The sequence below is a fragment of the Streptomyces sp. MCA2 genome, from assembly GCF_023544705.1.
GTDB lineage: Bacteria > Actinomycetota > Actinomycetes > Streptomycetales > Streptomycetaceae > Streptomyces > Streptomyces decoyicus.
The window spans coordinates 224,197-249,830 of sequence record NZ_JAMJFM010000001.1; the positions used below are offsets into that span (position 1 = coordinate 224,197).

Annotated in this window: 24 protein-coding genes; 15 read left to right on the forward strand and 9 right to left on the reverse strand. The window is 71.8% G+C overall.

Annotated elements, in window-relative coordinates:
• Positions 1–70: 70 nt before the first annotated feature.
• Positions 71–433: a helix-turn-helix domain-containing protein gene (locus M8I34_RS01035; RefSeq protein ID WP_030993359.1), complete on the forward strand. Its 363-nt coding sequence runs from the start codon at positions 71–73 to the stop codon at positions 431–433.
• A gap of 173 nt (positions 434–606) precedes the next feature.
• Here the strand turns inward: M8I34_RS01035 and M8I34_RS01040 are convergent, their stop codons facing one another.
• Positions 607–1,041 (reverse strand): MarR family winged helix-turn-helix transcriptional regulator, encoded by a 435-nt coding sequence (locus M8I34_RS01040; RefSeq protein WP_250047536.1) that lies wholly within the window; start codon positions 1,039–1,041, stop codon positions 607–609.
• Positions 1,042–1,161: 120 nt separating this feature from the next.
• Here M8I34_RS01040 and M8I34_RS01045 point away from each other — a divergent pair, with 120 nt between their 5' ends.
• The 4 genes from M8I34_RS01045 (at position 1,162) to M8I34_RS01060 (ending at position 5,666) form a co-directional block, all read left to right on the forward strand.
• Positions 1,162–2,502 carry an ABC transporter permease gene (locus M8I34_RS01045; protein WP_250047313.1) on the forward strand — a complete coding sequence of 447 codons (1,341 nt, stop codon included), beginning with the start codon at positions 1,162–1,164 and terminating at the stop codon, positions 2,500–2,502.
• 190 nt (positions 2,503–2,692) lie between these two features.
• Complete coding sequence (locus M8I34_RS01050; protein WP_250047314.1) at positions 2,693–4,132, forward strand: DUF2252 domain-containing protein; 1,440 nt, start codon at positions 2,693–2,695, stop codon at positions 4,130–4,132.
• Between the two features lie 90 nt (positions 4,133–4,222).
• A complete protein-coding gene (locus M8I34_RS01055; RefSeq protein WP_250047315.1) occupies positions 4,223–5,311 on the forward strand; it encodes a hypothetical protein in 1,089 nt (362 codons plus the stop codon).
• A gap of 10 nt (positions 5,312–5,321) precedes the next feature.
• Complete coding sequence (locus M8I34_RS01060) at positions 5,322–5,666, forward strand: rhodanese-like domain-containing protein (protein ID WP_030075641.1); 345 nt, start codon at positions 5,322–5,324, stop codon at positions 5,664–5,666.
• A 137-nt stretch (positions 5,667–5,803) separates the two neighbouring features.
• On the opposite strand, the gene M8I34_RS01065 is transcribed toward M8I34_RS01060, so the two are convergent.
• The 6 genes from M8I34_RS01065 to paaA form a co-directional block, all read right to left on the reverse strand.
• On the reverse strand, positions 5,804–6,937 hold the full coding sequence (locus M8I34_RS01065) for an acyl-CoA dehydrogenase family protein (RefSeq protein ID WP_250047316.1): 1,134 nt from the start codon (positions 6,935–6,937) through the stop codon (positions 5,804–5,806).
• Positions 6,938–7,415: 478 nt separating this feature from the next.
• Positions 7,416–8,459, reverse strand: a complete 1,044-nt coding sequence (gene paaE / locus M8I34_RS01070; RefSeq protein WP_250047317.1) for a 1,2-phenylacetyl-CoA epoxidase subunit PaaE — start codon at positions 8,457–8,459, stop codon at positions 7,416–7,418.
• Positions 8,459–8,956, reverse strand: coding sequence for a 1,2-phenylacetyl-CoA epoxidase subunit PaaD (gene paaD, locus M8I34_RS01075; RefSeq protein ID WP_244413588.1), 498 nt, complete (start codon positions 8,954–8,956; stop codon positions 8,459–8,461). The genes paaE and paaD overlap by 1 nt, the downstream gene beginning before the upstream one ends.
• Entirely contained in the window at positions 8,950–9,666 is a 717-nt protein-coding gene (gene paaC / locus M8I34_RS01080) for a 1,2-phenylacetyl-CoA epoxidase subunit PaaC (protein ID WP_250047318.1), read from the reverse strand. Before paaC ends, paaD begins: the two co-directional genes overlap by 7 nt.
• A complete protein-coding gene (gene paaB, locus M8I34_RS01085) occupies positions 9,666–10,004 on the reverse strand; it encodes a 1,2-phenylacetyl-CoA epoxidase subunit PaaB (protein WP_244413590.1) in 339 nt (112 codons plus the stop codon). The genes paaC and paaB overlap by 1 nt, the downstream gene beginning before the upstream one ends.
• Positions 10,001–10,951 (reverse strand): 1,2-phenylacetyl-CoA epoxidase subunit PaaA, encoded by a 951-nt coding sequence (gene paaA, locus M8I34_RS01090; protein ID WP_030993377.1) that lies wholly within the window; start codon positions 10,949–10,951, stop codon positions 10,001–10,003. Before paaA ends, paaB begins: the two co-directional genes overlap by 4 nt.
• A 167-nt stretch (positions 10,952–11,118) precedes the next feature.
• Between paaA and M8I34_RS01095 the strand changes: the two genes are divergently transcribed.
• Genes M8I34_RS01095 through M8I34_RS01105 form a run of 3 tightly spaced genes read left to right on the forward strand, consistent with a single transcriptional unit; the run spans position 11,119 to position 13,888 of the window.
• Positions 11,119–11,790 (forward strand): DUF5819 family protein, encoded by a 672-nt coding sequence (locus M8I34_RS01095; protein ID WP_250047537.1) that lies wholly within the window; start codon positions 11,119–11,121, stop codon positions 11,788–11,790.
• Entirely contained in the window at positions 11,787–13,217 is a 1,431-nt protein-coding gene (locus M8I34_RS01100) for an HTTM domain-containing protein (RefSeq protein ID WP_250047319.1), read from the forward strand. The genes M8I34_RS01095 and M8I34_RS01100 overlap by 4 nt, the downstream gene beginning before the upstream one ends.
• Entirely contained in the window at positions 13,214–13,888 is a 675-nt protein-coding gene (locus tag M8I34_RS01105) for a TrmH family RNA methyltransferase (protein WP_250047322.1), read from the forward strand. Before M8I34_RS01100 ends, M8I34_RS01105 begins: the two co-directional genes overlap by 4 nt.
• A gap of 69 nt (positions 13,889–13,957) precedes the next feature.
• On the opposite strand, the gene paaN is transcribed toward M8I34_RS01105, so the two are convergent.
• Entirely contained in the window at positions 13,958–15,655 is a 1,698-nt protein-coding gene (gene paaN, locus M8I34_RS01110) for a phenylacetic acid degradation protein PaaN (RefSeq protein WP_250047324.1), read from the reverse strand.
• A gap of 147 nt (positions 15,656–15,802) precedes the next feature.
• Between paaN and M8I34_RS01115 the strand changes: the two genes are divergently transcribed.
• Entirely contained in the window at positions 15,803–17,314 is a 1,512-nt protein-coding gene (locus tag M8I34_RS01115; protein WP_250047325.1) for a 3-hydroxyacyl-CoA dehydrogenase, read from the forward strand.
• Positions 17,315–17,325: 11 nt separating this feature from the next.
• Positions 17,326–17,916 carry a TetR/AcrR family transcriptional regulator gene (locus M8I34_RS01120; protein WP_244413597.1) on the forward strand — a complete coding sequence of 197 codons (591 nt, stop codon included), beginning with the start codon at positions 17,326–17,328 and terminating at the stop codon, positions 17,914–17,916.
• 144 nt (positions 17,917–18,060) lie between these two features.
• Here M8I34_RS01120 and M8I34_RS01125 read toward each other — a convergent pair whose 3' ends face one another.
• Positions 18,061–18,579, reverse strand: a complete 519-nt coding sequence (locus M8I34_RS01125) for an Lrp/AsnC family transcriptional regulator (RefSeq protein ID WP_030075629.1) — start codon at positions 18,577–18,579, stop codon at positions 18,061–18,063.
• A gap of 224 nt (positions 18,580–18,803) precedes the next feature.
• Here M8I34_RS01125 and pdhA point away from each other — a divergent pair, with 224 nt between their 5' ends.
• The 5 genes from pdhA to M8I34_RS01150 all read left to right on the forward strand — a co-directional run bounded on the left by pdhA (position 18,804) and on the right by M8I34_RS01150 (position 25,608).
• Positions 18,804–19,997, forward strand: a complete 1,194-nt coding sequence (gene pdhA / locus M8I34_RS01130) for a pyruvate dehydrogenase (acetyl-transferring) E1 component subunit alpha (RefSeq protein ID WP_250047326.1) — start codon at positions 18,804–18,806, stop codon at positions 19,995–19,997.
• Positions 19,994–21,028 carry an alpha-ketoacid dehydrogenase subunit beta gene (locus M8I34_RS01135; RefSeq protein ID WP_250047327.1) on the forward strand — a complete coding sequence of 345 codons (1,035 nt, stop codon included), beginning with the start codon at positions 19,994–19,996 and terminating at the stop codon, positions 21,026–21,028. The genes pdhA and M8I34_RS01135 overlap by 4 nt, the downstream gene beginning before the upstream one ends.
• The gene (locus tag M8I34_RS01140) at positions 21,028–22,713 is read left to right on the forward strand and encodes a dihydrolipoamide acetyltransferase family protein (RefSeq protein ID WP_250047330.1); all 1,686 of its coding nucleotides are present in this window, start codon (positions 21,028–21,030) and stop codon (positions 22,711–22,713) included. The genes M8I34_RS01135 and M8I34_RS01140 overlap by 1 nt, the downstream gene beginning before the upstream one ends.
• A gap of 169 nt (positions 22,714–22,882) precedes the next feature.
• Entirely contained in the window at positions 22,883–23,884 is a 1,002-nt protein-coding gene (locus M8I34_RS01145) for a DUF6457 domain-containing protein (protein WP_250047331.1), read from the forward strand.
• Positions 23,881–25,608 (forward strand): molybdopterin molybdotransferase MoeA, encoded by a 1,728-nt coding sequence (locus M8I34_RS01150; RefSeq protein ID WP_250047333.1) that lies wholly within the window; start codon positions 23,881–23,883, stop codon positions 25,606–25,608. Before M8I34_RS01145 ends, M8I34_RS01150 begins: the two co-directional genes overlap by 4 nt.
• Positions 25,609–25,634: the final 26 nt, after the last annotated feature.

A 25,634-nucleotide genomic window follows, 5' to 3' on the forward strand; every position in this document is an offset into this window, starting at 1 on the left:
TACGTCCCTATTAATAACACAGGGACTTACTTTTCTATAGTAGCCAACGTCAGGGCGGTATCCTGGCTGTATGGCGGACCATGGCGAGGCGACGTGCAGGCAGGTCGACGGCGGCATGACGCGGGTCTTCGAGCTGTTCGGGAAGCGCTGGACGGGGCTGATCGTCGCCACCCTGATGCCGGCCCCCGTGCACTTCGCCGATCTGCGGAGGGCCATCCCCGGGATCAGTGAGCGCATGCTCTCCGACCGCCTCATGGAGCTGGCGGGGACCGGCCTCCTGGTGCGCGAGGTGGATCCGGGCCCGCCGCTGCGCGTCTCCTACCGGCTGACGGAGGCCGGTCTGGCGATGGAGCCCGCGCTCAAGGAGCTGGCGCGCTGGGCGGAGACCTACCTTGCCGACGGCGGGCAGTGTCCGGAGCAGTTCCGGAAGTAGGGCGCGGGGGCCGGGGTGGGGGCGGGGCGCCGGTGGCTGCTTCGGTGGTCGCTTCGGCGGTGGTTCCGTGGGCGGGGCGGCGGCCCCTTCCGTGGCTGCTTCGGCGATCGCTTCCGTAGCTGTTTCAGTGGCCCCTGCCGTGGCTGGTTTTCGCCGCCGCGTCGGCCGGTTTCCTATCCCAGCCGTTCCTGGGCGGCGTTGTAGCGCAGCAGATACGTGGCGAAGCGGTCGAGGTCGTCCTCGTCCCAGTCGGCCAGCCGCTCGTGGAACGCCTGGCGGCGGCTGGCGGTGACGTTGGCGAGTACCTGGGCGCCCTTCTCGGTGGGGTGCAGTACCTGGACGCGGTGGTCCTCCGGGTCGACGCGGCGCTCGACGAAGCCGAGCTTCTCCAGTGCGGCGATCTGCCGGCTGACCGTGGACTTGTCCAGGAAGTAATGCGCGGCGAGGTCCGTGGCGCGGCATCCTTGCTGGTCATCGAGGTGCGCCAGCAGGGTGTAGGAGACCAGTGACAGCTCGGGGTGCATCCGGGCGGCGGCCGCGCGGGCCCGGCGGGCAAACGCGGTCATCTCCTGCTGGATGGTCTCGACGGAGTCGTCGCGGTGGGCCACGGGTTGCCTTTCGTAGAGGTAGTTGTATAGTACAACGTGGATTGAGAGTTGCATTAGCCAACTACTGGTTCCGGCCACTGGTGGCGACAACTGAGCCGACGAGTTGAGAAGGCCTGCCCCATGAGTACGGTCCGACGTCCCGACCACCGGAGTGAGCAGCACGGCGGCCACCGTTCCGCGCGCTCCCCCCACTCCGCCGGGCTGCGTCACGTCCTGACGCACCTGATCACCCCGCTGCTGATGTGCATCGGGATGGGCCTGGCGTACCTGGGCGCCTTTGCGAACCCCGCGCCGCACCAGCTGCCCGTCGCGATCGTCGGATCGGGCCAGAGCGCACAGCTGCTCGCCCAGTCGATCAACGACAAGGCGGGCGGTGACCTGGAGGTCCGGACCGTCGGCGACCGGTCGGCGGCGGTCGACCGGCTCAAGCACCAGGACATCTTCGGTGCGTATGTGATCCCTGCGAAGGGTGCGACGACCGGGGCGGCGAAGGGTTCGTCCGGTGGAGCCGGCGCCGAGGGGGCAGCGGGGGCAGAGGGGGCAGCGGCGGGCCCGTCGAAGCCGGTGCCCGAGCTGCTGGTGGCGAGCGCGGGTTCCGACACCAGCGCCTCCGTCGTACAGAAGGTCTTCACCCCGATCGCGGCGCACCAGGGCGCCCCGTTGAAGGTCACGGACGTGGCGCCGACCGCCGAGGACGACCCGACCGGTCAGGGGATCTTCTTCCTGCTGGTCGCGATCAGCATCGGCTCCTACGCCTCGGTCGCGGTGATCGGCGGTGCCGGGGCCGTCCTGCCGGTCCGGTGGCGGGCGGCGCTGGCGATCGGCACGTCCTTCGTCGTCAGCCTGATCGGGACGGCGTTCGCCGGTCCGGTCTTCCACCTCGTCGACCACGGCCTCCGGGGCCTGTGGGCCATGGCCTGGCTCTACTCCGCCGGCATTCTGCTGATCGGCACCGGTCTGCACACCTTCCTCAAGCGCTGGACCACGCTCGGCGTGATGGCCCTCTTCGTGATGCTCAACTTCACCTCCTCCGGCGGGATCTTCCGCCCCGAGATGCAGAACGGATTCTTCGCGGCGCTGCACTCCTTCTGGAACGGCGCGGGCTTCGTGGAGGGCACCCGCAGCCATGTCTACTTCGACAACTACGGCCTGTCGGGGCATGTCTGGACGCTGGTGTGGTGGCTGGTCGCCGGCCTGCTGATGGTCGGTGTGGCGGCGCCGGCCGAGAAGCGGCGGCGTACCGCGGAGGCGGAGGCGGCGGCCAACGCCGCGGCGGTGGCGGCGGCCGCGGTGGCGGCGACGGTGCCGGAGCCGACGTCGAAGCGGGACGGCCGGACGACGGTGCGGTCGGCGCGGGCCGCAGGGGGAGCGGGGACGGAAGCGTGTGAGGGGGCGGCGGACGTGGATGAAGCTGCGAGGGCGGATGTGGAGATGGAGATGGAGGAGGCCGTGGGCGTGTAGCGGGTGGTGGGCGTGCTGGGTTCGGAGAGGTCGAGGTCTGGGGCCGAAGAGTTATCCACAGGCTCTGCGGGATGTGCCGGGATCTCGGTAACGTCATTGCTCGTCGGCGGGCCGAGAGCGCCCGGCGGGCTGGTGAATGCAGCGGACAGGGACACAAGAACGCAGGTCGTGAAGGGGGAGGTGGCCCGCTATGCCGCGTGTGCCGTACGTACCGGGGTTCGCGAAGGCGGAGGCGCAGGGATCGTCGCCCAAGGCCGCAGGGCGGGCGTTGCGGGAGCGCGTTCCGCGTGCCGAGCAGGCCGGGCTGTCGATCGCGGCCGGGCGGCCGGATGCGGTCGCGGCGGTCGAGGAGTCCAATGCCGGCCGGCTGTCCGAGCTGACGCCGATACGGGTCGGCCGGATGGCCGCGAGCCCCTTCGCCTTCCTCCGCGGCTCCGCGGGCCTGATGGCGTATGACCTCACGGCAGGCCCCGTGACCGGCATCGGAGCCCAGATTTGCGGCGATGCCCACGCCGCCAACTTCGGACTCTACGGCGACGCCCGCGGCAAGCTCGTCATCGACCTCAACGACTTCGACGAGACCCTCTACGGGCCGTGGGAGTGGGACGTGAAGCGGCTCGCGACGTCGATGGTGCTGGCGGGCCGGGAGGCGGGCGCGGGCGAGGACGACTGTCGCAGGGCGGCGCAGGACGTGGCGGGCGCGTATCGGCGCACGATGCGGCTGCTGGCCAAGATGCCGGTGACCGAGGCGTGGAACGCGATCGCCGACGAGGCGCTGGTCTCGCATGCCGACGCCAAGGACCTCGTGGGGACGCTGGAGCTGGTCGCGGACAAGGCGCGCAAGAACACCAGCGCGCGGTTCGCGGCGAAGGCGACGGAGCGGACGGAGGACGGCGGCCGCCGGTTCGTGGACGCTCCGCCCGTGCTGCGCCGGGTGCCGGATGCGGAGGCCGCAGCCGTCGCCGCGTCCCTGACCGGCTATCTGGAGACGCTCCCCGAGGACCGGCTGCCCCTGCTGGCTCGGCACGCGGTGCACGACGTGGCCTTCCGGGTGGTCGGCACGGGCAGCGTGGGCCTGCGGTCGTATGTGGTGCTGCTGCTGGACCACCGGGGCGAGCCGGTTGTCCTCCAGGTGAAGGAGGCGCGTGCCTCGGTGCTGACGTCCTTCGTGGCGAGGGCGGGCTTCCCGGTGCCGGCGATGGTGCACGAGGGCCGCCGGGTGGTGCTCGGGCAGCGCCGGATGCAGGTGGTCAGCGACATTCTGCTGGGCTGGACGACGGTGCAGGACGCGGCGTCGCTGGGTGGCGGCGCGACCGTGGCGAACGGCCGGCGTGAGGGCTTGCACTTCCAGGTCCGTCAGTTCAGAAACCGCAAGGGCAGCGTCGACCCGGCGCAGCTCTCCGGCGATCAGATGGACGACTATGCCCGCATGACCGGCGCTCTCCTGGCCCGCGCCCATGCGCACAGCGCCGACCCGCGCCTTCTGGCCGGGTACTGCGGCAAGAACGAGGAGCTGGACGAGGCTCTAGCGCAATTCGCGGTCGCCTACGCGGACCGTACGGAAGCGGACCATGCGGAGCTGGCCACAGCGGTGAAGAACGGGCGGATCGCGGCGGAGACGGGGGTGTGAGGGGGCGGCGCGTGGCCGGGCCGTCGACCCGGCAGGAAACGAGGGAATGCCGTGGAGGGCCGGGCCTGGCGTGGGCCGTACGCTGACCGGGTGACGAACTCGCACGCGGAGAACACGCAGGACGGTCAGCACCGACCGGACGTGCCGGGCACCCCGGACGCCCCGGCCGACCCGCAGGCACCGGACGCCCGCGGCGGCGGTCAGGGCGCCGGGCTCGGGCACGGCGGCGGCTCGGACGATCAGGCCGGGGGCCCCGAGGGGGTGGGCGCCGGCCAAGGGGCTCAGGGCGATACGACCACCGCCGAGGCCGGGGCAGGCGCCGAGCCGGGAGCCGAAACGGGCGCTGAGCCGGGCACCGCCACGGGCGCCGAGACGGGCCCCACGCCGGGTGAGCAGGCGGCTCAGGACGAGGCGACCCGGCGGCTGGCGAAGGCGGTCCTGGCCGCGGAGCAGGCCCTGATCGAGTTCGAGATCGCGGTGGAGACCTTCCGGGTGGAGGTGGAGAACTTCTCCCGCCTGCACCACCAGCGGCTCGGCCCCATGTACGCGCGGCTGGACGAGCTCGACGCACAGATCGCGGAGGCGGTGGCGGCACGTACGGGTGCTCCCGACGACATCCGTAAGGCGCAGGAGGCGCGTGCGTCGGTGCTGCCGATGCCGGAGGTCGAGGAGCTGTTCCACGGCTGGATGGGCTCGGACGGGCTGTTCCCGGAGGCACAGGCGATGCTCACCGAGCAGTCGGTGCGGCCGCCGCAGAAGGTGCGGCCCAGCGAGGAGGCCCGCAAGGTCTACCGCGACCTGGTGCGCAAGGCCCATCCGGACCTGGCGCGGGACGATGCGGAGCGGGCGCGGCGGGACGCGTTCATCGCGCGGGTCAACGCGGCGTACGGCAAGGGTGATGTGGCGGTGCTGCGGGAGCTCGCCCAGGAGTGGGAGACCGGTCCGGTGCCGGCCGAGGAGCGGCTCAGTGAGAGCGAGGAGCTCTACGCCCGGCTGGAGTGGCTGGCCGAGCGCAAGGAGCTGCTGGCTGCCATGGCCTCCGAACTGGAGGAGAGCGCGATCGGCGCGATGATCAAGATGGCGCCGGAGGACCCGGACGCGCTCCTGGACGAGATCGCCGAGAAGCTGCTCGCCGATGTCGCGGAACGCGAGACGTACCTGGCGCAGCTGGTCGGGTAGCGTCGGATCCATGCAATTCGGTTCTGTGCCCACGGTCGGTGTCGACGCTCTCACGTCGGAGGACTTCCTCCTGGATGTGCGTGAGGACGATGAATGGGAGGCGGGGCATGCCGAGGGCGCGCTGCACATCCCGATGAGCGAATTCGTCGCCCGCTACGGTGAGTTGACCGAGGCGGCACCCGAGGACGGCAAGGTGTACGTGCTGTGCCGGGTCGGTGGGCGCTCGGCGCAGGTGGCGCAGTATCTGATCCAGCAGGGCGTCGACGCGGTGAACGTCGCGGGCGGCATGCAGGCCTGGGAGGCCGCCGGCCGCCCCGTATCGGATGGCAAGGGCGGCTCCGGGGCGGTCGTCTAGCTCGGGAGCCCCGGGAGCCCCGGGAGGCCGCGTGGCCGGGCGGCCCGCGTGGCCGGGCGGGTCGATGGCAGGGTCTTGGTGAAGCGGACGCCCGCTGTGTCTTCCGCCTGCTTGCCTTCGGCCTCCTGCCTCTCCCCTCAGCCCAGCGGATGTGCCGCGAGCAGGTCGCCGAGGGCCTCCTCGTGGGCGGCGGCAGGGCCGAGGGAGAGCTCCAGCTGTTTGGCCCAGGCGTGGTACCGGTGCAGCGAGTAATCGGTGTCGGCGCCGAAGCCGCCATGAAGATGCTGGGCGGTCTGGACGACGCGGCGCACGCCCTCGGCGGCCCAGATCTTGGCGACCGCGACATCGCCGGCGGGCGGTAGCGGGCCGGCGGCATCCGTGGTGATGCGCCAGGCTGCCTGCCAGAGCGTGGCTTCCATGGCGCGCAGGTCGATGAAGCGGTCGGCGGCCTGGACCGCGACGGCCTGGAAGGTGGCCACCGGGAACCCGAACTGTTCGCGCTTGCTGGTGTAGTCGCTGGTCATGGTGAGGACGCGCTCGCCGAGGCCCAGCGCGAGTGCGCAGGTGCCGGTGGTCAGAACATTGCGCAGCGACTCCCAGGCGGCTGGGTCGGTGATCGTTTCCTGGGCGCTGACGCGGACGGAATCCAACCGGACCTCGGCATGGCGCTCTCCGCTGGTGGATGTCTGCTCGTCGAGCGTGACGCCCGGGTGGGTGCGGGGGACGAGGGCGAGTACGGCGTGGCCTTCGGGGGTGTGGGCGGGGAGCAGGATCCGGTCCGCGACCTGGGCCCAGGGGACGGCCGTCTGGGCGCCGTCGAGGATCCAGTCGGCACCCTCTTGGCGGGCATCCACGGCGAGTTCGGCCGGTTCGTGCCCCGTGCGGCCGGCGGCGGCGACGGTCACGACGAGGTCCCCGGCGGCAATCCGGGGGAGCACCTGTGCACGCAGCTCGTCGGCCGCGTAATTCTGGAGGGTGAGCGCGGCGGCGCCTGACTCCAGCAGCGGTACCCGCGCCAGCACCTTGGCCGCCTCGCGGAGCACGAGGCAGAGCGCGATCGGGTCCAGGCCCGCGCCGCCGTACTCGGATGCGATCGGCAGGCTCAGCAGATCGGCGTCGGCGAGCTTGCGCCACAGCGCGCGGTCGAAGTCGTCGGCGACCGCACCGGGGGTGAGCGCCGGGCTGGGCACGCTGTCCGGAGCGACCCCCGAGAAGACGGCCCTTGCCGCTTCGACGGCGGCCTGCTGCTCCTCGGTGAAGGTGAAGTCCATTGCTCTGTCCTCCCACGCGGCGCCTCGAACTGACGATGCGTCAAGGTAGAACAGGTTCCAGGAATTGGGAATGGCGGCAACGGCGGAAACGGCGGAAGGGGGAGAAAGTTGGGGAGTTGGGGGGAGTTCCGAGTGAGTTGCGGAGGCGTGAGTTGCGGAGGCCGGGGGGGGGAAGCAGGTGGAGCGGGGCGGGAACGGGCTCGGATCGGCTGCGGTCGCAGCTGTTGGGCCGGCTCGGCTTCCACTGCCGGTACGTCCGGCGCAGCGACCGGCAGCGACCGGCAGCGGGCCGCCTGCGGGCCCGGTCCCGGCAGGGAGCCGGGCGGCCACCGGGCCGCGACTTGGTGGCGACCGGGCCGCGAACGGGCGGCCACCGGGCCGCGACCGGGTGATGGCCGGGCCGCGACCGGGTGGAGACCGGGTGGTGTCGCCGGTCGGCCGGCCGGCTCGTCGGGCCGGGCGCCCGCCCGGATCGGTGCTATCGGTCGAAGTCCAGCTCGACCTTCTCCGTGACCGGGTGGGACTGGCAGGCCAGGACGTACCCCGCGTCGACCTCTTCGGCTTCCAGGGCGAAGTTGCGGTCCATGCGGATCTCGCCCGAGACCAGGAAGGCGCGGCAGGTGCCGCAGACGCCGCCCTTGCAGGCGTACGGGGCGTCTGCGCGGTTGCGCAGGACCGCTTCGAGCAGCGACTCGCTGTCGTGGACCGGCCAGCTGCCGGAGCGGCCGTCGAGAGTGGCGGTCACGGTGCTGTGCGCGGGGGCGGAGGCGGCGGGGGCGGTCGGGGTGCCGCTGTCGACGTGGAAGATTTCCTCGTGGATGTGGGTGCGGGGCACGTTGAGCGCGCGCAGGGCGCGTTCGGCGCCCTGGACCAGGCCGTAGGGGCCGCAGAGGTACCAGCCGTCGATGGAGTCGGTCTTCAGCAGCGCGGGCAGGAGGGAGCGGAGCCGGGTCTCGTCCAGCCGGCCGGAGGGCAGGCCGGCCTGTTGTTCCTCGCGGGAGAGGGCATGGATGAGCTGGAAGCGCTGGGGATAGCGGTCCTTGAGATCGGCCACCTCCTCCAGGAACATCGTCGATGCCGCCGTGCGGTCGCTGCGGATGAGGCAGAAGTGGGCGTCCGGCTGCCGCTCGAGCAGGGTGGAGGCGATGGACAGCACGGGGGTGATGCCGCTGCCGCCGACGATGCCGACGAAATGGCCGGAGCGTGGTTCGAGGGTGAACCGGCCGGCCGGGGCCATGACCTCCACCGTGTCGCCGACGGCCAGCTCCTTGAGCGCGTAGGTCGAGAAGGCGCCGTCCTCGACGAGGCGGATGCCCACGCGCAATACGGGCTGGTCGGTGGCCGGGGTGCAGATGGAGTACGTGCGGCGGATCTCCTGGCCGTCGACCGCTCTGCGCAGCGCGATGTGCTGCCCGGGGGTGTGCCGGAAGGTCGTGCGCAGCTCGGGCGGGACCTCGAAGGTGACGGCCACCGCGTCGTCCGTGAGCCGCTCGATCTCCCGGACCTGGAGCGGGTGGAACATCACAACTCCTTGAAGTGGTCGAAGGGTTCGCGGCAGGACTCGCAACGGCGCAGTGCCTTGCATGCCGTGGAGGAGAACCGGCTCAGCAGGGTGGTGTCGGTCGATCCGCAGTTCGGGCAGCGGATGGTGAGGTCGACGGCGACCGGTCCGCCGGCCGGTCCCGTGGGGCGTGGGGGTGCGATCCCGAATTCGGCGAGCTTGCGGCGGCCTTCGGCGGTGATCGCGTCCGTGGTCCACGGCGGGCTGAGGACCGTACGGACCTCGACCTCGGGTATGCCGTGGTCGTGCAGCACCTGCTCGATGTCGGCCGACATCGCCTCGATGGCCGGGCAGCCGGTGTAGGTGGGGGTGAGCCGCACCTCGACCCGGCCGGGGGCCGTGAGCTGCACCCCGCGCAGCACGCCCAGTTCGGCGAGGGTGAGCACCGGCAGCTCGGGGTCGGGAACGGAGCCGGCCAGCGCCAGCAGTTCCTCTTCGAGGGCGGTGGTGGTCACCATGTCGCCCCCGGGTGGCTGCGGTGGAGGTGCTGCATCTCGGCGAGCAGCAGTCCGAACGACTCGGTGTGCAGGCCCTGCCGGCCCCCGCTGGCCGTCCAGGCGCCGTGCCGGGGGCCTTCGGGGACGGTGAGGGTGGCTTCTTCCAGGGTGGTGGTGATGCGCGCGGTCCAGCTCTCGTGCAGGGCCGGCCAGGGCACCGTCTCCAGTCCTTCCACCGGCTCGAACAGTTCTCCGGTGAAGCGCCACAGGGCGTCGACGGCGCGCTGCATCCGGGCATGGCTCTCGTCGGTGCCGTCGCCCAGGCGCAGCGTCCACTGATGGGCGTGGTCGCGGTGGTAGGCGACCTCCTTGACGGCCTTCCCGGCCAGCGGCGCCAACTCGCTCTCCGTTGCGGCGAGATGGCCGAACAGCAGCTCCTGGTAGGTGGAGAAGTAGAGCTGGCGGGCGATGGTGTGGGCGAAGTCGCCGTTGGGCTGCTCGACGAGCTGGAGGTTGCGGAACTGCCGTTCCTCGCGCAGATAGGCCAGCTCGTCCTCATCACCGGCCAGGGAGAGCAGCACACGGGCCTGACCGAGCAGGTCCAGCGCGATATTGGCCAGCGCGACCTCCTCCTCCAGGACCGGGGCGTGTCCGGCCCACTCGCCCAGGCGGTGGGAGAGGACCAGCGCGTCGTCCCCGAGGGGCAGGGCCGGGGTGGCGGTGACGTTCATCAAAGGTGATGCACCCCGTCCGGGATCTCGTAGAAGGTCGGGTGGCGGTAGGGCTTGTCACCGGCCGGCTCGAAGAAGGCGTCCTTCTCGTCCGGCGAGGAGGCGGTGATCTGGGCGGAGGGCACCACCCACAGGGAGACGCCCTCCGAGCGGCGGGTGTAGAGGTCGCGGGCGTTGCGCAGTGCCATCTCGGCGTCCGGCGCATGCAGGCTGCCGGCGTGGGTGTGCGAGAGGCCGCGGCGGCTGCGGACGAAGACCTCCCACAGGGGCCAGTCGGTGGGCCCGGCGGCCGTCCCTGCGGCGGCCCCGGGGGCTTCGGCGGGGCGTGGTGTCGTCATCGGGTGGCCTTCCCGTGCTTGGCCGCGTGTGCGGCGGCTGCTTCGCGCACCCAGGCGCCTTCCTCGTGCGCCTGCCGTCGGCGGCTGATCCGCTGTTCGTTGCAGGGGCCGTTGCCCTTGAGGACCTCGCGGAACTCGGCCCAGTCGATCGGGCCGAAGTCCCAGTGGCCGCGCTCGTCGTTCCACGTCAGGTCCGGGTCGGGGAGGGTGAGCCCGAGGGCCTCGGCCTGGGGGACGCAGATGTCCACGAAGCGCTGGCGCAGCTCGTCGTTGGAGTGCCGCTTGATCTTCCAGGCCATGGACTGCGCGGAGTGCGACGACTCGTCGTCCGGCGGGCCGAACATCATCAGCGACGGCCACCACCAGCGGTTCACCGCGTCCTGCGCCATGGCGTGCTGGGCGTCGGTGCCGCGGCTGAGGGTCAGCAGGAGTTCGTAGCCCTGTCGCTGGTGGAAGGACTCCTCCTTGCAGATGCGGACCATCGCGCGGGCATAGGGGCCGTACGAACACCGGCACAGCGGGACTTGGTTGGTGATCGCCGCGCCGTCCACCAGCCAGCCGACGGCTCCGACATCGGCCCAGGTCAGGGTCGGGTAGTTGAAGATCGAGGAGTACTTCTGACGGCCGGAGTGCAGCTTGTCGAGCAGCTCGTCGCGGCCGGTGCCCAGGGTCTCGGCGGCGCTGTAGAGATACAGGCCGTGACCGGCTTCGTCCTGCACCTTCGCCATCAGGATCGCCTTGCGGCGCAGGGACGGCGCCCGGGTGATCCAGTTGCCCTCCGGCTGCATGCCGATGATCTCGGAGTGGGCATGCTGCGCTATCTGGCGCACGAGCGTCGAGCGGTAGGCGTCCGGCATCCAGTCCCGCGGCTCGATGCGCTCGTCCGCGGCCACGGTGGCGTCGAATACGGCCTCACGAGCCGTCTCTTCCGGCGCGATCGTCGTCATGTGGTACCCCCTCGCTCCCGACCGACCGATCGTTCGGTTCAATGGTGAGTGGGCGGACCGCGGGTGTCAAGCCTGTGGATAACCAGGGGAAGGGTGTGCCCGGTGCGGCCGCGTAGGTACGGTTCCGAAGCGGAGTCAGCCGCATGGATTCTTGGAACGGGGCGGGAATGCAGTCATACGGGGACGAATCGCGGCCATTGTCCGCGCTCTCGCTGCCCTCGCGGATCGTCATAGGGGTGGCGGCCTGTGCCATCGCAGTCATCGTCGCGATTCATCTCGCCATGATGTTCCTGCATGTCGCGCCGTCGAACACGCTCAGTAAGCAGCAGGGCGCCCTGATCAGCGACTACGTCTATCCCGAGTACGAACAGAACTGGAAGCTGTTCGCACCCAATCCCCTCCAGCAGAACATCGCGGTCCAGGTCCGTGCACAGCTGCGCACCGAGGACGGCACCGTGCGGACCACCGGGTGGACCGGTCTGACCGCTCGCGACGGCCAGGCCATCCTCCACAACCCGCTGCCCAGTCACACCCAGCAGAACCAGCTGCGCCGCGGCTGGGAGCTCTTCCTCAACACCCACAACGCGCAGAACCGCCCCGTCGGCCTGCGCGGTGAGCTGTCCGAGCGCTATATCCGGCGGATCGTGATGCTCCGGATGGACGGCGAGTGGACGAAGGGCGGCGGCCGGGTCGAGCAGATCCAGGTCCGCTCGCAGACGACGGCGGTCCGCCCGCCGCCGTGGAGCTCGGAGAAGATCAGCGAGAAGCCCGTGTACCGCGTGCTGCCCTGGTGGCAGGTCACCGCAGACGACCTGCCCAAGGGGGCGAAGAACCAGTGACTTCACCGACGCCCCACCAGCCTCAGCAGACCCCGGGCGCTCAGCAGGCCCCAGACTCACAGCAGTCCGCGCAGGCGCCCGAGTCGGCCGAGTTGCCTCAGCAGGCGCAGGCACCGCAGACGCCCCAGGAGCCCGCCCCCTACGAAGAGACCCGTATCGAGCGGGCCATCGGACGCGGCTTCGGGCGGGTCACCAGCCGTGCGCTGGCCCCGTACCAGACCGCCGTGATCCGGATCGGCTTCTCGGCGACCTGGCTGCTGTTCCTGCTGCGTGAATGGCCACACCGCGCGGTGCTCTACGGGCCCGACAGCCCCTGGAGCCTGGACATGGCGCGCCGGCTCCTGGACGGCAACCACGCCTTCTCCGTCCTGCCCTGGTCCGACAGTCGCGGCTGGTTCGAGTGCGTCTATCTCGTCGCCATCGTGGCCAGCGCCCTGCTGATGCTCGGCTGGCGCACCCGCACCATGTCGGTGCTCTTCATGGTGGGCGTGATCTCGCTTCAGAACCGCAGCATCTTCATAGGGGACGGCGGCGACAACGTCATCCACCTGATGTCGATGTATCTCGTGCTGACCCGGTGCGGGCAGGTCTGGTCGCTGGACGCACGCCGTGCGAAGCGGGCAGCGGCCGCCGCATCCGCGTCCGGTGGGGACGAGAGCGGCGGCACCCCCACCGCTTCCCGCGATCTCCCCGGCATCATCCTGTGGGCCGTGCTGGGCCTCGGCCTGGCCGTGGCCCAGCTGAGCGGCAACTACGGCCTCGACTGGTCCGAGGGCGGCCCGGTCCCGCACATCGGCTGGAGCCTGGTGCTGTGGGGCCTGTGGCTGACGCACGGAGTGTGGTGGGCGGTGCAGCGGTATGCGCCCGGCGAGCCGCGCATCGTCCTGGACACCCTCGCCAAGCTCGCCCACAACGGCGCACTGCTGGTGATCATGATCGAGGTCTGCCTGATCTATGCCACGGCGGGCTGGTACAAGATCCAGGGCTCTCGCTGGCAGGACGGCACCGCGGTCTACTACCCGATGCACCTGGACTACTTCTCCCCCTGGCCGGCGCTGTCCGAGCTGCTGGGCAGCAACGGGGTGATCGTCATGCTGATCACCTACGGGACGGTGATCGTGCAGGTCGCCTTCCCGTTCACGCTCTTCAACCGCCGGCTCAAGAATGTGCTGCTGGTCGCGATGATCTGCGAGCACCTCTCGATCGCGTTCCTGCTCGGGCTGCCGTTCTTCTCGCTCGCGATGGTCGCCGCCGACGCGGTCTTCCTGCCGACGAACTTCCTGACCTGGCTCTCCGCCCGCGTCTCCGGCCTGCGCAAACGGCTCTTCTCGCGCGGCGGTCCGGGCCGGCCGGCCGAGGGTGCCGGAGGCGGTGAGCCGGAGGCTCGTACGGAGCACGGCGGCGGTGGCCATACGCTCGTGGGGTGAGCAGCGAGAAAACCGCCCCCGCCGAGCCCCTCCAGTACGACGAGGGGTACGGGACCCAGATCGGCGTCGGACCGCACCCGGAACCCTGGCCGCAGGACGACCGTCTGGACCCCGAGCTGCTCGCGAACGGCGACCGCCGCAATGTGGTCGACCACTACCGCTACTGGAAGCGCGAGGCGATCGTCGCCGACCTCGACACCCGCCGTCATGACTTCCATGTGGCCGTCGAGAACTGGGGGCATGACTTCAACATCGGCTCGGTCGTGCGGACCGCGAACGCGTTCCTGGCCAAGGAGATCCATATCGTCGGGCAGCGCCGCTGGAACCGGCGCGGCGCGATGGTGACCGACCGCTACCAGCACGTCCGCCACCACCCGGACACCGCGGACCTCACCGCCTGGGCGGCGGCCGAGGAGCTGCCGATCATCGGGATCGACAATCTCCCCGGTTCCGTGCCGCTGGAGACGACCGAGCTGCCGCGGCGGTGTGTGCTGCTGTTCGGCCAGGAGGGGCCGGGGCTGACCGAGGAGGCGCGCCGGCATGCCTCGCTGACCTGCTCGATCGGGCAGTTCGGCTCGACCCGCTCGATCAACGCGGGGGCCGCGGCCGCCATCGCGATGCATGCCTGGATCGGCCGCCATGCGCGGATCGGAGGGCCGGACGGCCTCTGACGGAGCCCATGACCCGTCGGCCGCCCGGCGCGGGGCCCAGGAGCATGTCCCGGGCCCCGGCGGCACCGGTCATACCTGCCGTCGTACCTCCACCGTGCGGAAGCGGTTGGCCACGAAGGCGCCGTCGCACAGCGCGGCATTGGCCGCCGGGTTGCCGCCCGAGCCATGGAAGTCCGAGAACGCCGCGGTCTGGTTCACATAGACGCCGCCGGTCAGGTTCAGCGACAGCTGGGCGCACTCCTCCAGGCAGGCCTCCTCCACCAGCTGCTCGACCTCGGCGGAGGTGGTGTACGCGCCGACCGTCATGGCGCCCTTCTCGCGGACCGTGCGCCGCAGCAGATCCACCGCGTCGGCCGCGGAATCGACGGCCACCGCGAAGGACACCGGGCCGAAGCACTCCGACAGATAGGCCGCCTCGGAGTCCGGCTTGGCGCCGTCCAGCTTGACGATCACCGGCGTCCGGACCGTGGCCCCGGGGAACTCGGGGTTGGCCACCTCACGGGAGGCCAGCGCCACCTCGCCGAGCCCGGCGGCCGCGTCGATCCGCTCCTTGACCTGCGGATTGACGATGGCGCCCAGGAGCGCGTTGGCCCGCGCATCGTCGCCCAGCAGCCCGTTCACCGCGGCCGCGAGATCGCTGACGACCTCGTCGTACGACTTCGGCCCGGCGTCCGTGGTGATGCCGTCGCGCGGGATCAGCAGATTCTGCGGGGTGGTGCACATCTGGCCGCTGTAGAGCGACAGGGAGAAGGCGAGGTTGCTGAGCATGCCCTTGTAATCATCGGTGGAGTCGATGACGACGGTGTTGACGCCGGCCTTCTCCGTGAAGACCTGCGCCTGCCGGGCGTGTGTCTCCAGCCAGTCGCCGAAGGCGGTCGAGCCGGTGTAGTCGATGATGCGGACCTCGGGACGGACGGCCAGTGTCTTGGCCAGCCCCTCGCCCGGCTTGTCCACGGCCAGGCACACCAGGTCGGCGGGGAAACCGGCCTCGGTGAGCACCTCGCGGGCCACCTTGACCGTCAGCGCCAGCGGGAGCACGGCGCGCGGATGCGGCTTGACCAGCACGGGGTTGCCGGTCGCCAGAGAGGCGAACAGGCCCGGATAGCCGTTCCACGTCGGGAAGGTGTTGCAGCCGATCATCAGGGCGACGCCGCGCGGTACGGCCGTGAAGCTCTTGGACAGCTCGAGCGGGTCGCGCTTGCCCTGCGGCTTGGACCAGGGCGCCTGCTCCGGGGTGCGGACCTGCTCGGCGTACGCATACGCCACCGCCTCCAGGCCGCGGTCCTGGGCATGGGGTCCGCCCGCCTGGAACGCCATCATGAAGGCCTGGCCGCTGGTGTGCATCACGGCCTGCGCGAACTCGTGGGTCCGCGCGCTGATCCGGGCCAGGATCTCCAGGCACACCGCCGCGCGCGCCTCGGGACCGGCGTCCCGCCAGGCGGGGAGTGCGGCGCGCATGGCCGGCAGCAGCACGTCCACGTCCGGATGCGGATAGCTGATCTCCAGCTTCAGGCCGTACGGCGAGACTTCCTCGCCCGTCCAGTCGTCCGTGCCGGGCTGGTCGAGCTCGAACCGCCGGCCGCGCAGTGCCTCGAAGGCGGCCAGCCCGTCGGGCGCGGCACTCTCGCCGTACGCCTTCGGGTGCTCGGGGTGCGGGGACCAGTACGCGCGGGTGCGGATCGCCTCCAGCGTCTGGTCGAGGGTCGGGCGGTGCTTCTCGATCAACTGCGCTGTGGTCGGACGCGCTGCGGTCATTTCGGCGGCCATCGATGACCAACTCCTCGTCGAGCTGGGCGGAGAGCGGATAGGGGCTGGGAGTGGACAGGGCAACGGAGTTAGAGTAACCGAACGATCGGTCGGGGCAAGAGGGCCCGGCCAGCCTGTGGAAAAGTCGGTCGGGAAGGATCAGCTGGCATGACGGCTCTCGCAACCAGCAGCACCGTGGCAGTGGTGGGCACCGGCACCATGGGACAGGGCATCGCGCAGGTGGCGCTGGTCGCCGGTCATCGCGTACGCCTCTATGACACCGCCGCCGGGCGCGCCGGACAAGCCGCTGAGGCAATCGGGGGCCGGCTGGACCGGCTGGTCGAGAAAGGCCGGATCTCGGCGGACGAGCGGGACGCCGCCCGCGAGCGCCTCTCCCCCGCCACCGCCCTCGCGGAGCTGGCCGACGCCGCACTGGTCATCGAGGCGATCCTGGAGCAACTCCCCGCCAAACAGGAGCTGTTCACCGCCCTGGAGGACATCGTGGCGGCGGACTGCCTCCTGGCCACCAACACCTCCTCGCTGTCCGTGACCGCGGTCGCGGGGCGGCTGCGCCACCCCGGCCGCTGCGTGGGCATGCACTTCTTCAATCCCGCGCCGCTGCTCCCCCTGGTCGAGGTGATCAGCGGCTTCGCCACCGACGAGTCCGCCGCCACGACCGCGTACGAGACCGCCGCGGCCTGGGGCAAACAGCCGGTGCGCTGCACGGACACCCCCGGTTTTGTCGTCAACCGCCTCGCCCGCCCCTTCTACGCCGAAGCTCTGCGTGCCTACGAGGAGCGGGTCGCCGACCCGGCCACCATCGACGCGGTGCTGCGCGACGGTGCCGGCTTCAAGATGGGGCCCTTCGAGCTGACCGACCTCATCGGGCAGGACGTGAACGAGGCGGTCACCCACTCCGTATGGCAGGCATTCTTCCAGGACCCGAAGTTCACCCCCTCCCTGGCGCAGCGCCGGCTGGTCGAGTCCGGGCTGCACGGCCGTAAGGCAGGCCGCGGCTGGTTCGATTACTCCGAGGGCGCCCGGCGGCCCGAACCGCGGACCGCGGAGGCCTGTCCTGCGCCCGGGTCCGTCGGACTGCACGCGAAGCTGCCCGGCCCCGCGGTGGTGCTGCGCGAGCTCATCGAGGAGGCGGGCATCAAGATCACCCGCGACCGGACACCGGGGCAGTCGGAGGGTTTCCTCCGGCTGCCCGGTGGGGCCTGTCTGGCGCTGACCAACGGCTATCCGGCGACGTCCGACGTCTACGGGAAGTACATCCGCTTCGATCTCTCCCTGGACTACCGTGCCGCGACCCGGATCGCCCTGGCGGCCTCGGAGGCGGTTTCCGAGGCGGACCTCGCGGAGGCCGTCGGGCTGTTCCAGGCGATGGGCAAGCAGGTCAGCGTGGTCGAGGACGTACCGGGGATGATCGTCGCCCGGACGATCGCGATGATCATCGACTTTGCGGTGGACGCCGCGGCCCGCGGGGTCGCGAGTCCCGAGGACATCGACACGGCCATGCGGCTGGGCGTGAACTATCCCGGCGGCCCCATGGAGTGGGCCGAGCGGCTCGGCGCCCAGTGGGCGTGGGATCTGCTGGACTCGATGCATCACCAGAACGCCGGTGGACGCTACGTACCGTCCTGGGCGCTGCGGCGCCGTGCAGACCTCGAGAAATAGGTGCTCTAATCATGACCATGGCCAAGCGCGACACCTATACGCCCGATTCGCTGCTCGCGGTCGCCGTCGAGGTGTTCATCGAGCGCGGCTACGACGGCACGTCCATGGAGCACCTCTCCAAGGCGGCGGGCATCTCGAAGTCCTCGATCTACCACCATGTCCGCAGCAAGGAAGAGCTGCTGCACCGCGCCATAAGCCGGGCCCTGGACGGGCTGTTCGGTGTGCTGGAGGAGCCGGGCGCCGTCCAGGGGCGGGCGATCGAGCGGCTGGAGCACGTCACCCGCCGCGTGGCCGAGGTGCTGATGGACGAACTCCCTTACGTGACGCTGCTGTTGCGGGTGCGCGGAAACACGGACACCGAGCGGTGGGCCATGGAGCGCCGCCGGGAGTTCGACCACGAGGTCTCCGATCTGCTCAAGCAGGCAGCCGCCGCCGGCGACCTCCGGGACGACGTGGACATCCGGCTGGCCACCCGGCTGCTCTTCGGCATGATCAACTCGATTGTCGAGTGGTACCGGCCGGGGCGGGGCGGCGCGGTGAGCCGTGACGAGGTCGCCGAGGCCGTGGTGCGTACGGCGTTCGCGGGGCTGCGCAAGGCCTGATCCGCGCTCGCGCCGACCTGTGTGGAACCCTGACCGGGCGGAGCCTGGTCCGGGCGCTGATCCGGTGCCTGAGCCAGCCGCTGATCCGGGCGTCCCTGAGGCGTCCGCGTCCCGCGGGGGCCTTCTCCGCCACCCGCCGGCGGGTCATCCCTCCTCGGGGCCGAGGTCGGTCTCCTCGAAGACCAGCAGGGTGCGGGTGCTGAGCACTTCCGGTATCGACTGGATGCGGGTGAGGACCAGCTCCCGCAGCTCGCGGTTGTCCTTGGTGTGGACCAGCAGCAGCACATCGAAGTCGCCGCTGACCAGCGCGATGTGGGTGGCCCCCGGCAGCGCCGTGAGCTGTTTGCGCACCGTCCGCCAGGAGTTCTGCACGATCTTCAGCGTGATGTAGGCGGAGGCGCCCTGACCTGCGCGTTCCTGGTCGATGAGGGCGCTGAAGCCGCGGATCACACCGTCGTCGATCAGCCGGTTGATCCGGGCGTAGGCATTGGCGCGCGAGACATGCACCCGCTCGGCCACGGAGCGTATCGACGCCCTGCCGTCGGTCTGGAGCATGCGCAGGATCGAACGGTCGATGGTGTCGAGCGGGCGCGCGGCCGGCGATGGCGGGGTGGGTGCCGCGGGCGGCTGCCCGCCGGAATTGGCCATCTGTTCGTCCGGCATATGGTCCCGCCTCCCCTTCGTGGACGCCCTGGCTTCATCTCAGGCTGTGGAGAACCGTTTGTCCACAGGCTGAGCCCGCCTGTAGCCAAAATGCATCGGCGACCGAACAATCGGTAGGGCAGGGCGTACCCGCCCTGGCCGATTCCATCCTGCCCACCCGCCGTCCGCCCACCACCCACATGAGGCGCATCGCGCCACCCCTTCGACACGAGGAGGTGCTCGACATGACGGTCCTTGAGCAGCCAGGCAGCAGCAGGAACAAGAGCGGCCTGGCCGGCCCGCCGCCCGCCTGGCGACCGCGCGTCGACCCCGCGCCCCTCCTGCCCGACGAGGAGCCGTACCGCCTCCTGGGTACGGACGCCGCGGCCAAGATCGACTCCGGACTGCTGACCCGGCTGTACACCCAGCTGGTGCGCGGCCGCCGGTACAACGCCCAGGCCACGGCCCTGACCCGGCAGGGACGCCTGGCGGTCTACCCGTCCTCCACCGGACAGGAGGCCTGCGAGATCGCCGCGGCGCTGGCGCTCGAAGACCGGGACTGGCTCTTCCCCAGCTATCGCGACACCCTCGCCGCCGTGGCCCGCGGCCTCGACCCCGTACAGGCGCTGACCCTGCTGCGAGGCGACTGGCACAACGGATACGACCCGCACGAGCACCGCATCGCCCCCTTGTGCACCCCGCTCGCCACCCAGCTCCCGCATGCCGTGGGCCTGGCGCACGCCGCCCGCCTCAAGGGCGACGAGGTGGTGGCGCTGGCCATGGTGGGCGACGGCGGCACGAGCGAGGGCGACTTCCACGAGGCGCTGAACTTCGCGGCGGTCTGGCAGGTACCGGTGGTCTTCCTCGTCCAGAACAACGGCTTCGCGATCTCCGTGCCGCTGGCCAAGCAGACCGCCGCGCCCTCCCTCGCCCACAAGGCGGTCGGATACGGCATGCCCGGCCGACTGGTCGACGGCAATGACGCCCCTGCCATGCACGAGGTGCTCACCGACGCCGTGCAACGGGCCCGCAGGGGCGGCGGCCCCACCCTGATCGAGGCCGTCACCTACCGCATCGAGGCGCACACCAACGCCGACGACGCCACCCGCTACCGCAGCGACGCCGAGGTCGAGACCTGGCGGGCGCACGACCCGATAGCCCTTCTGGAACACGAGCTGGCAGCCCGCGATCTGCTGACCGACGCATTCGTCGGTGCCACCCGGGACGGGGCCGAGCAGCTGGCGGCCGACCTCCGGGAGCGGATGAACGCCGACCCGGAGCTGGACCCGATGGACCTGTTCACGCACGTATTCGCCGAGCAGACCAGCCAACTGCGCGCCCAGGCGGCACAGTTGCGCGCCGAGCTGGACGCCGAGGCCGACGGGCACACCGAGCACGCAGCGGGCGCCGACGGCTCCGCCGAGGAGGCCAGGCCATGACGACCACCGCTCCGGCGACCGCGCGCAAGCCCGCCACCATGGCGCAGGCGCTGACCCGCGCGCTGCGCGACGCCATGGCCGACGACCCGTCCGTCCATGTCATGGGCGAGGACGTCGGCGCCCTGGGCGGCGTCTTCCGGGTCACCGACGGCCTCGCCAAGGAGTTCGGCGAGGACCGCTGCACCGACACCGCGCTCGCCGAGGCCGGCATCCTGGGCACCGCCGTCGGTATGGCGATGTACGGGCTGCGGCCGGTCGTCGAGATGCAGTTCGACGCCTTCGCCTACCCGGCGTTCGAGCAGCTGATCAGCCATGTCGCCAAGATGCGCAACCGCACCCGCGGCGCGCTGACGATGCCGCTGACCATCCGCATCCCGTACGGCGGCGGCATCGGCGGGGTCGAGCACCACAGCGACTCCTCCGAGGCGTACTACCTCGCCACCCCCGGGCTCCAGGTCGTCACCCCGGCGACCGTCGAGGACGCCTACGGGCTGCTTCGTGCGGCCATCGCCTCCGACGACCCCGTCGTCTTCCTGGAGCCCAAGCGGCTGTACTGGTCCAAGGCCGACTGGTCGCCCGACGCACCCACCGAGGTCGCGCCCCTGGGCCGGGCCGCGGTCCGGCGCCGCGGCAGCAGTGCCACGCTGATCACCTACGGTCCGTCGCTCCCGGTCTGCATGGAGGCCGCCGAGGCAGCCCGCTCCGAGGGCTGGGACCTGGAAGTGGTCGATCTGCGCTCGCTGATGCCGTTCGACGACGACACGGTCTGCGCGTCGGTGCGGCGGACCGGGCGGGCCGTGGTCGTGCACGAGTCCAACAGGTTCGGCGGTCCCGGAGGGGAGATCGCCGCACGGATCACCGAGCGTTGCTTCCACCACCTGGAGGCGCCGGTCCTGCGCGTCGCCGGCTTCGACATCCCGTATCCGCCGCCCATGCTGGAACGGCACCATCTGCCGGGCGTGGACCGGATTCTGGACACCGTAGCCCGCCTCCAGTGGGAGTCGGACTGGACCGAGGGACGTGGTGAGTGATGGCCGTGGTCCGCGAATTCACCCTGCCCGACCTGGGGGAAGGCCTCACCGAGGCGACGATCGTGCACTGGATGGTCGAGGTCGGCGAGGTGGTGGCCATCGACCAGCCGGTGGTGGAGGTCGAGACCGCCAAGGCGATGGTGGAGGTGCCGTGCCCGTATGGGGGCGTGGTGACCGCCCGCTTCGGCGAGGAGGGGGAAGAAGTCCCGGTGGGGGCACCGCTGGTGACGGTCGCGGTGGGGGCCGTGCCCGATGATCTGGCGGGACTCGGCCCCGGGACGGGGCCGGGCGCCGGGGCAGGTGCGCCCGGTGGTGCACCCGATGCCGGGGCTTCGGCGCCGCCTTCCGGTGGGGCCTCCGGTCCGGCCACGGAGGGCCCGGAGGATGCCGGGTCCGGGAATGTGCTCGTCGGCTACGGCACGAGCGCGGCGGCCGCGCGGCGGCGCCGGATCCGGCCGGGGAGCGGCGCGGGGCCCATGGCGGGAGTGTCGCGGCCCGGAGAGACGGCGGACGGTTCGGCCGGGACCGGCGCGGTCGACGGTGCGCCCGGTGGCGCAGGCGCGGGCGAGGCCGGGGCGGCGACTGTCGGGGCAGTCGGTGCCACCGGAGCAGCCGGGGCCACGGGGGTGGGCGGATCGGCCAAAACGGCTGGGGCGAACGGTTCGGTTGGGCCCGGTGCGGTGGATGCCGGTAGTCGCACGGTGGCGGTCATCTCCCCGCTGGTGCGTCGGATGGCGCGGGAAAACGGGCTGGATCTGCGGGAGCTGACGGGGTCCGGGCGGGATGGGCTGATTCTCCGTACGGACGTCGAGTGCGCGATCCGGGCCCGGCAGGAGCGGGAGACGATGGGGGCTGCCGGGGCGGTCGCCACGGTTGGTGCCCATGGGGTGGGCAGTGCCGACCGGACGCTCGGTGCCGGTGTGACGGGTGTGGCGGGGGCCGCGACCGGCGGTGCCGTCAAGGCCACCGGGTCCACGCGAGCGGGTGCCGCGGCGGGCGAGGAGCGGATCCCGCTGAAGGGGATGCTCGGTGCGGCCGCCGAGAAGTTCAGCCGCAGCCGTCGGGAGATTCCGGAGGCGACCTGCTGGGTCGAAGCCGATGCCACCGAACTCCTCGCCGCCCGTAGGGCGATGAATGTGCCGGGTGCCCCCAAGGTGTCGCTGCTCGCGCTGCTGGCCCGGATCACCACGGCCGCGCTCGCACGGTTCCCCGAGCTCAATGCCACCGTCGACACCGAGGCCCAGGAGATCGTCCGGCTGCCCGCCGTCCATCTGGGCTTTGCGGCGCAGACCGACCGCGGCCTGGTCGTGCCGGTCGTGCGGGACGCCCATGCCCGTACGGTCGAGGAGCTGTCCGCCGAGATCACCCGGCTCACCGAAACCGCCAGGGCCGGCGGGCTCTCCCTGGCCGAGCTGACGCACGGCACCTTCACCCTCAACAACTACGGCGTCTTCGGCGTGGACGGCTCCACGCCGATCATCAACCACCCCGAGGCGGCGATGCTCGGCGTCGGCCGGATAGCCGCCAAACCGTGGGTGCACGAAGGGGAGTTGGCCGTCCGGCAGGTCGTGCAGCTCTCGTTCACCTTCGATCACCGGGTGTGCGACGGCGGCACCGCCGGCGGTTTCCTGCGGTTCGTGGCCGACTGCGTGGAACAGCCCGCGGTGTTGCTTCGGGCGCTGTGACGGCAGGGAGGCCGGCGACACGGTGCGGCCGGTGAGTCCCGTGGCAGCCGCTACGGGTGGGAGAAGAGCGCAGCCCCACCCGTGGCGGTTGTGTGCGCTGTGGCGGAGCTGACATCGGCCGCAGTTCCGGCAGCGGTGTGATCCCGTTCTCCCCGGCGATACTCAAGACGTGGACGACCTCACCGACTACGACACCATCGTGCTGGCCGGAGGCGCGGCCCGGCGGCTCGGCGGGGCGGACAAGCCCTCCCTGTCCGTCGGCGGCCGTCCCCTCTTGGACCGGGTGCTCGCCGCCTGCCCCGATGCGGCGATCACCGTCGTCGTCGGCCCGCGGCGCCCGGCCACCCGCGCCGTCGTCCACGCCCTGGAGAACCCGCCGGGCGGCGGTCCGCTCGCCGCACTGGACGCCGGCCTGCGGCACACCACCGCCCCGACCGTGCTCGTCCTCTCCGCCGACCTCCCGTTCCTGACCGCAGCGACCGTACAGAGCCTCCTGGAAGCGGCGACGCGAACGGACGGCGCCGCCGCGCCGGGCGGCGGTTCTGTGCCTCATGAGGGCCGTGTGCCTCACGAGGGCCGTGCGCCCCGCGACGGCCGTGCGCCTCACGCGGGCCCCGCACCCCGCGACGGCCGCACCCCCCGCGACGGCGCGATGCTCCAGGACGCCTCGGGGCGGGACCAGCCGCTGGTGGCCGCCTATCGGGCCGAGCCGCTGCGCCGTGAGCTGGCGCGGGTGCGGGCCGAGCACGGCACCCTGGCCGGTCTGCCGCTGCGTGCCCTGATGGCCGGGTTGCTGCTCGAACGGGTCCCGGACGCCACGACCACGGCATCCTTCGACTGCGACACCTGGGAAGACATCAGCGCGGCACGCGCCCGTATCAGGGAGCATGGAAACGTGTTGGACGAATGGATCACCGCAGTCAAGGCCGAACTGGGCATCGAGCTCGATGTCGACACGGCGGCGCTTCTCGATCTCGCGCGGGACGCGGCGCACGGCGTGGCCCGGCCGGCCGCGCCGCTGACCACCTTCCTGATCGGCTATGCGGCGGGCCAACAGGGCCGTGACGTGCAGGAACTGACCGACCGGGCCTCCGCGCTGGCCAACCGCTGGGCGGCCGAGGGCGCGGCGGACGCCGACGCCACGGGTGCCGAAACGAAGCCCGCGGAATGACCGACGGCGAGTTCGACGGCGAGTACGACGGCGCGTTCGGCGGGGAGCCCGGCGGCACGGCCGGTACGGCGGGCCCGACCTGGGGCGAGCCGGCGGGCGAGGGACGTGGCGATCCGTTCGACGAGGCACTCGCGCTGGCCAACGCGGCCGCACCGGTGCGCGTCCGGCCCGAGACCGGGGCCGGGGCCGATCCCACGACCGTGCGGGTGCCGCACGCCACCGGTGAGACGGCGGCACCCCGCTCCTCCACCCCCGGAGGCGGCGGCGACGTCCCCTACACGCCGGACGACCCCTTCTCCCTGGACGACCCCGCAGCCTGCGGGAACAGCAACTCCAGCACCTCTCGCTCCTCCAGCGCCTCCAGGCCTCCCGGGCACTCCGGCCCCTCCGCCCCTTCCGGCCCCGAAGACCCACCGGCCCCCACCGCCTCCGGTCCCCGACCCACCCCTGCCGCCCTCCCCTGGCACATCGCCCGGGACATCGCCGAGCGCGCCGTACCTGGCCCGCCCGCGCCCGAGACCTCGGCGCTCGGCGACGCGCTCGGCCGAACGCTCGCCGCGCCCCTCACCGCGCTCACCGACCTGCCGTCGTTCGACACCTCGGCGATGGACGGCTGGGCGGTGTCCGGCCCAGGCCCCTGGCGGCTCGACCACCCCGCCGGTGCGCCCGAGGCCGGCCCCCCGCCCGGCATCCTTGCCGGTCATGCGCCTACCGAGGTGCTGCACGACGGCCATGCCCTCCCCATCGCCACCGGCGCGCGCATCCCGCCCGGCGCCACCGCCGTGCTGCGCAGCGAGCACGGCGAGGTCCGTGAGCTGAGCGACGGCGGCCGTCGCCTGTACGCACCGCAGCCCGCGCCGCCCGGCCAGGACATCCGGCCGCGGGGCCAGGAGTGCCGCCGCGGCGACCAACTGCTGCCCGCCGGCGCCTTGGTGACCCCCGCCGTTCTCGGCCTGGCCGCCGCGGCCGGCTACGACGAGCTGACCGCCTACCGCCGGCCTCGTGCCGAAGTTCTGGTCCTGGGCGATGAGTTGCTGGACCACGGCCTGCCCCAGGACGGCCGGATCCGGGACGCGCTCGGCCCGATGCTCGCCCCCTGGCTGCATGCGCTGGGCGTCGAGGCGGCCGCGCCGCGCCATCTCGCCGACGACGCCGACACCCTGTACGCCGCCGTCGCGGAGTCCACCGCCGACGTGGTGATCACCACCGGCGGCACGGCGTCGGGCCCGGTCGACCATGTGCACCCGACCCTGCGCCGGCTGGGCGCCGAGGTGCTGGTGGACGGCGTGGCGGTACGCCCCGGGCATCCCATGCTGCTCGCCCGGCTGGCCCCGCACCGGCATCTCGTCGGCCTGCCCGGCAACCCCCTCGCCGCCGTCTCCGGCCTGGTCACGCTCGCCGAACCGCTGCTCCGTACGCTCGCCGCCCGCCCTCCTGCCGCGCCGTACCGTACGCCGCTGGCCGCCCCCGTCCACGGGCATCCGCAGGACACCCGGCTCGTTCCGGTGGCGTACCGCGAGGACGAACGGCAGGGTCTGACGGCGGCGCCGCTGCACTTCCACGGCCCTGCCATGCTGCGCGGGATCGCCGCCGCCGATGCGCTGGCCGTCGTCCCGCCCGGTGGCGCGGAGCGCGGCACCGAGCTTGAACTTCTGGAACTGCCCTGGTCAGCGGGCTGGTCACCGGTTTCGTCGACGGGCTGGACCGCCCCCGGGGGCGCGTAGGACGACCCCGTGCGCCAGGCGGCCGC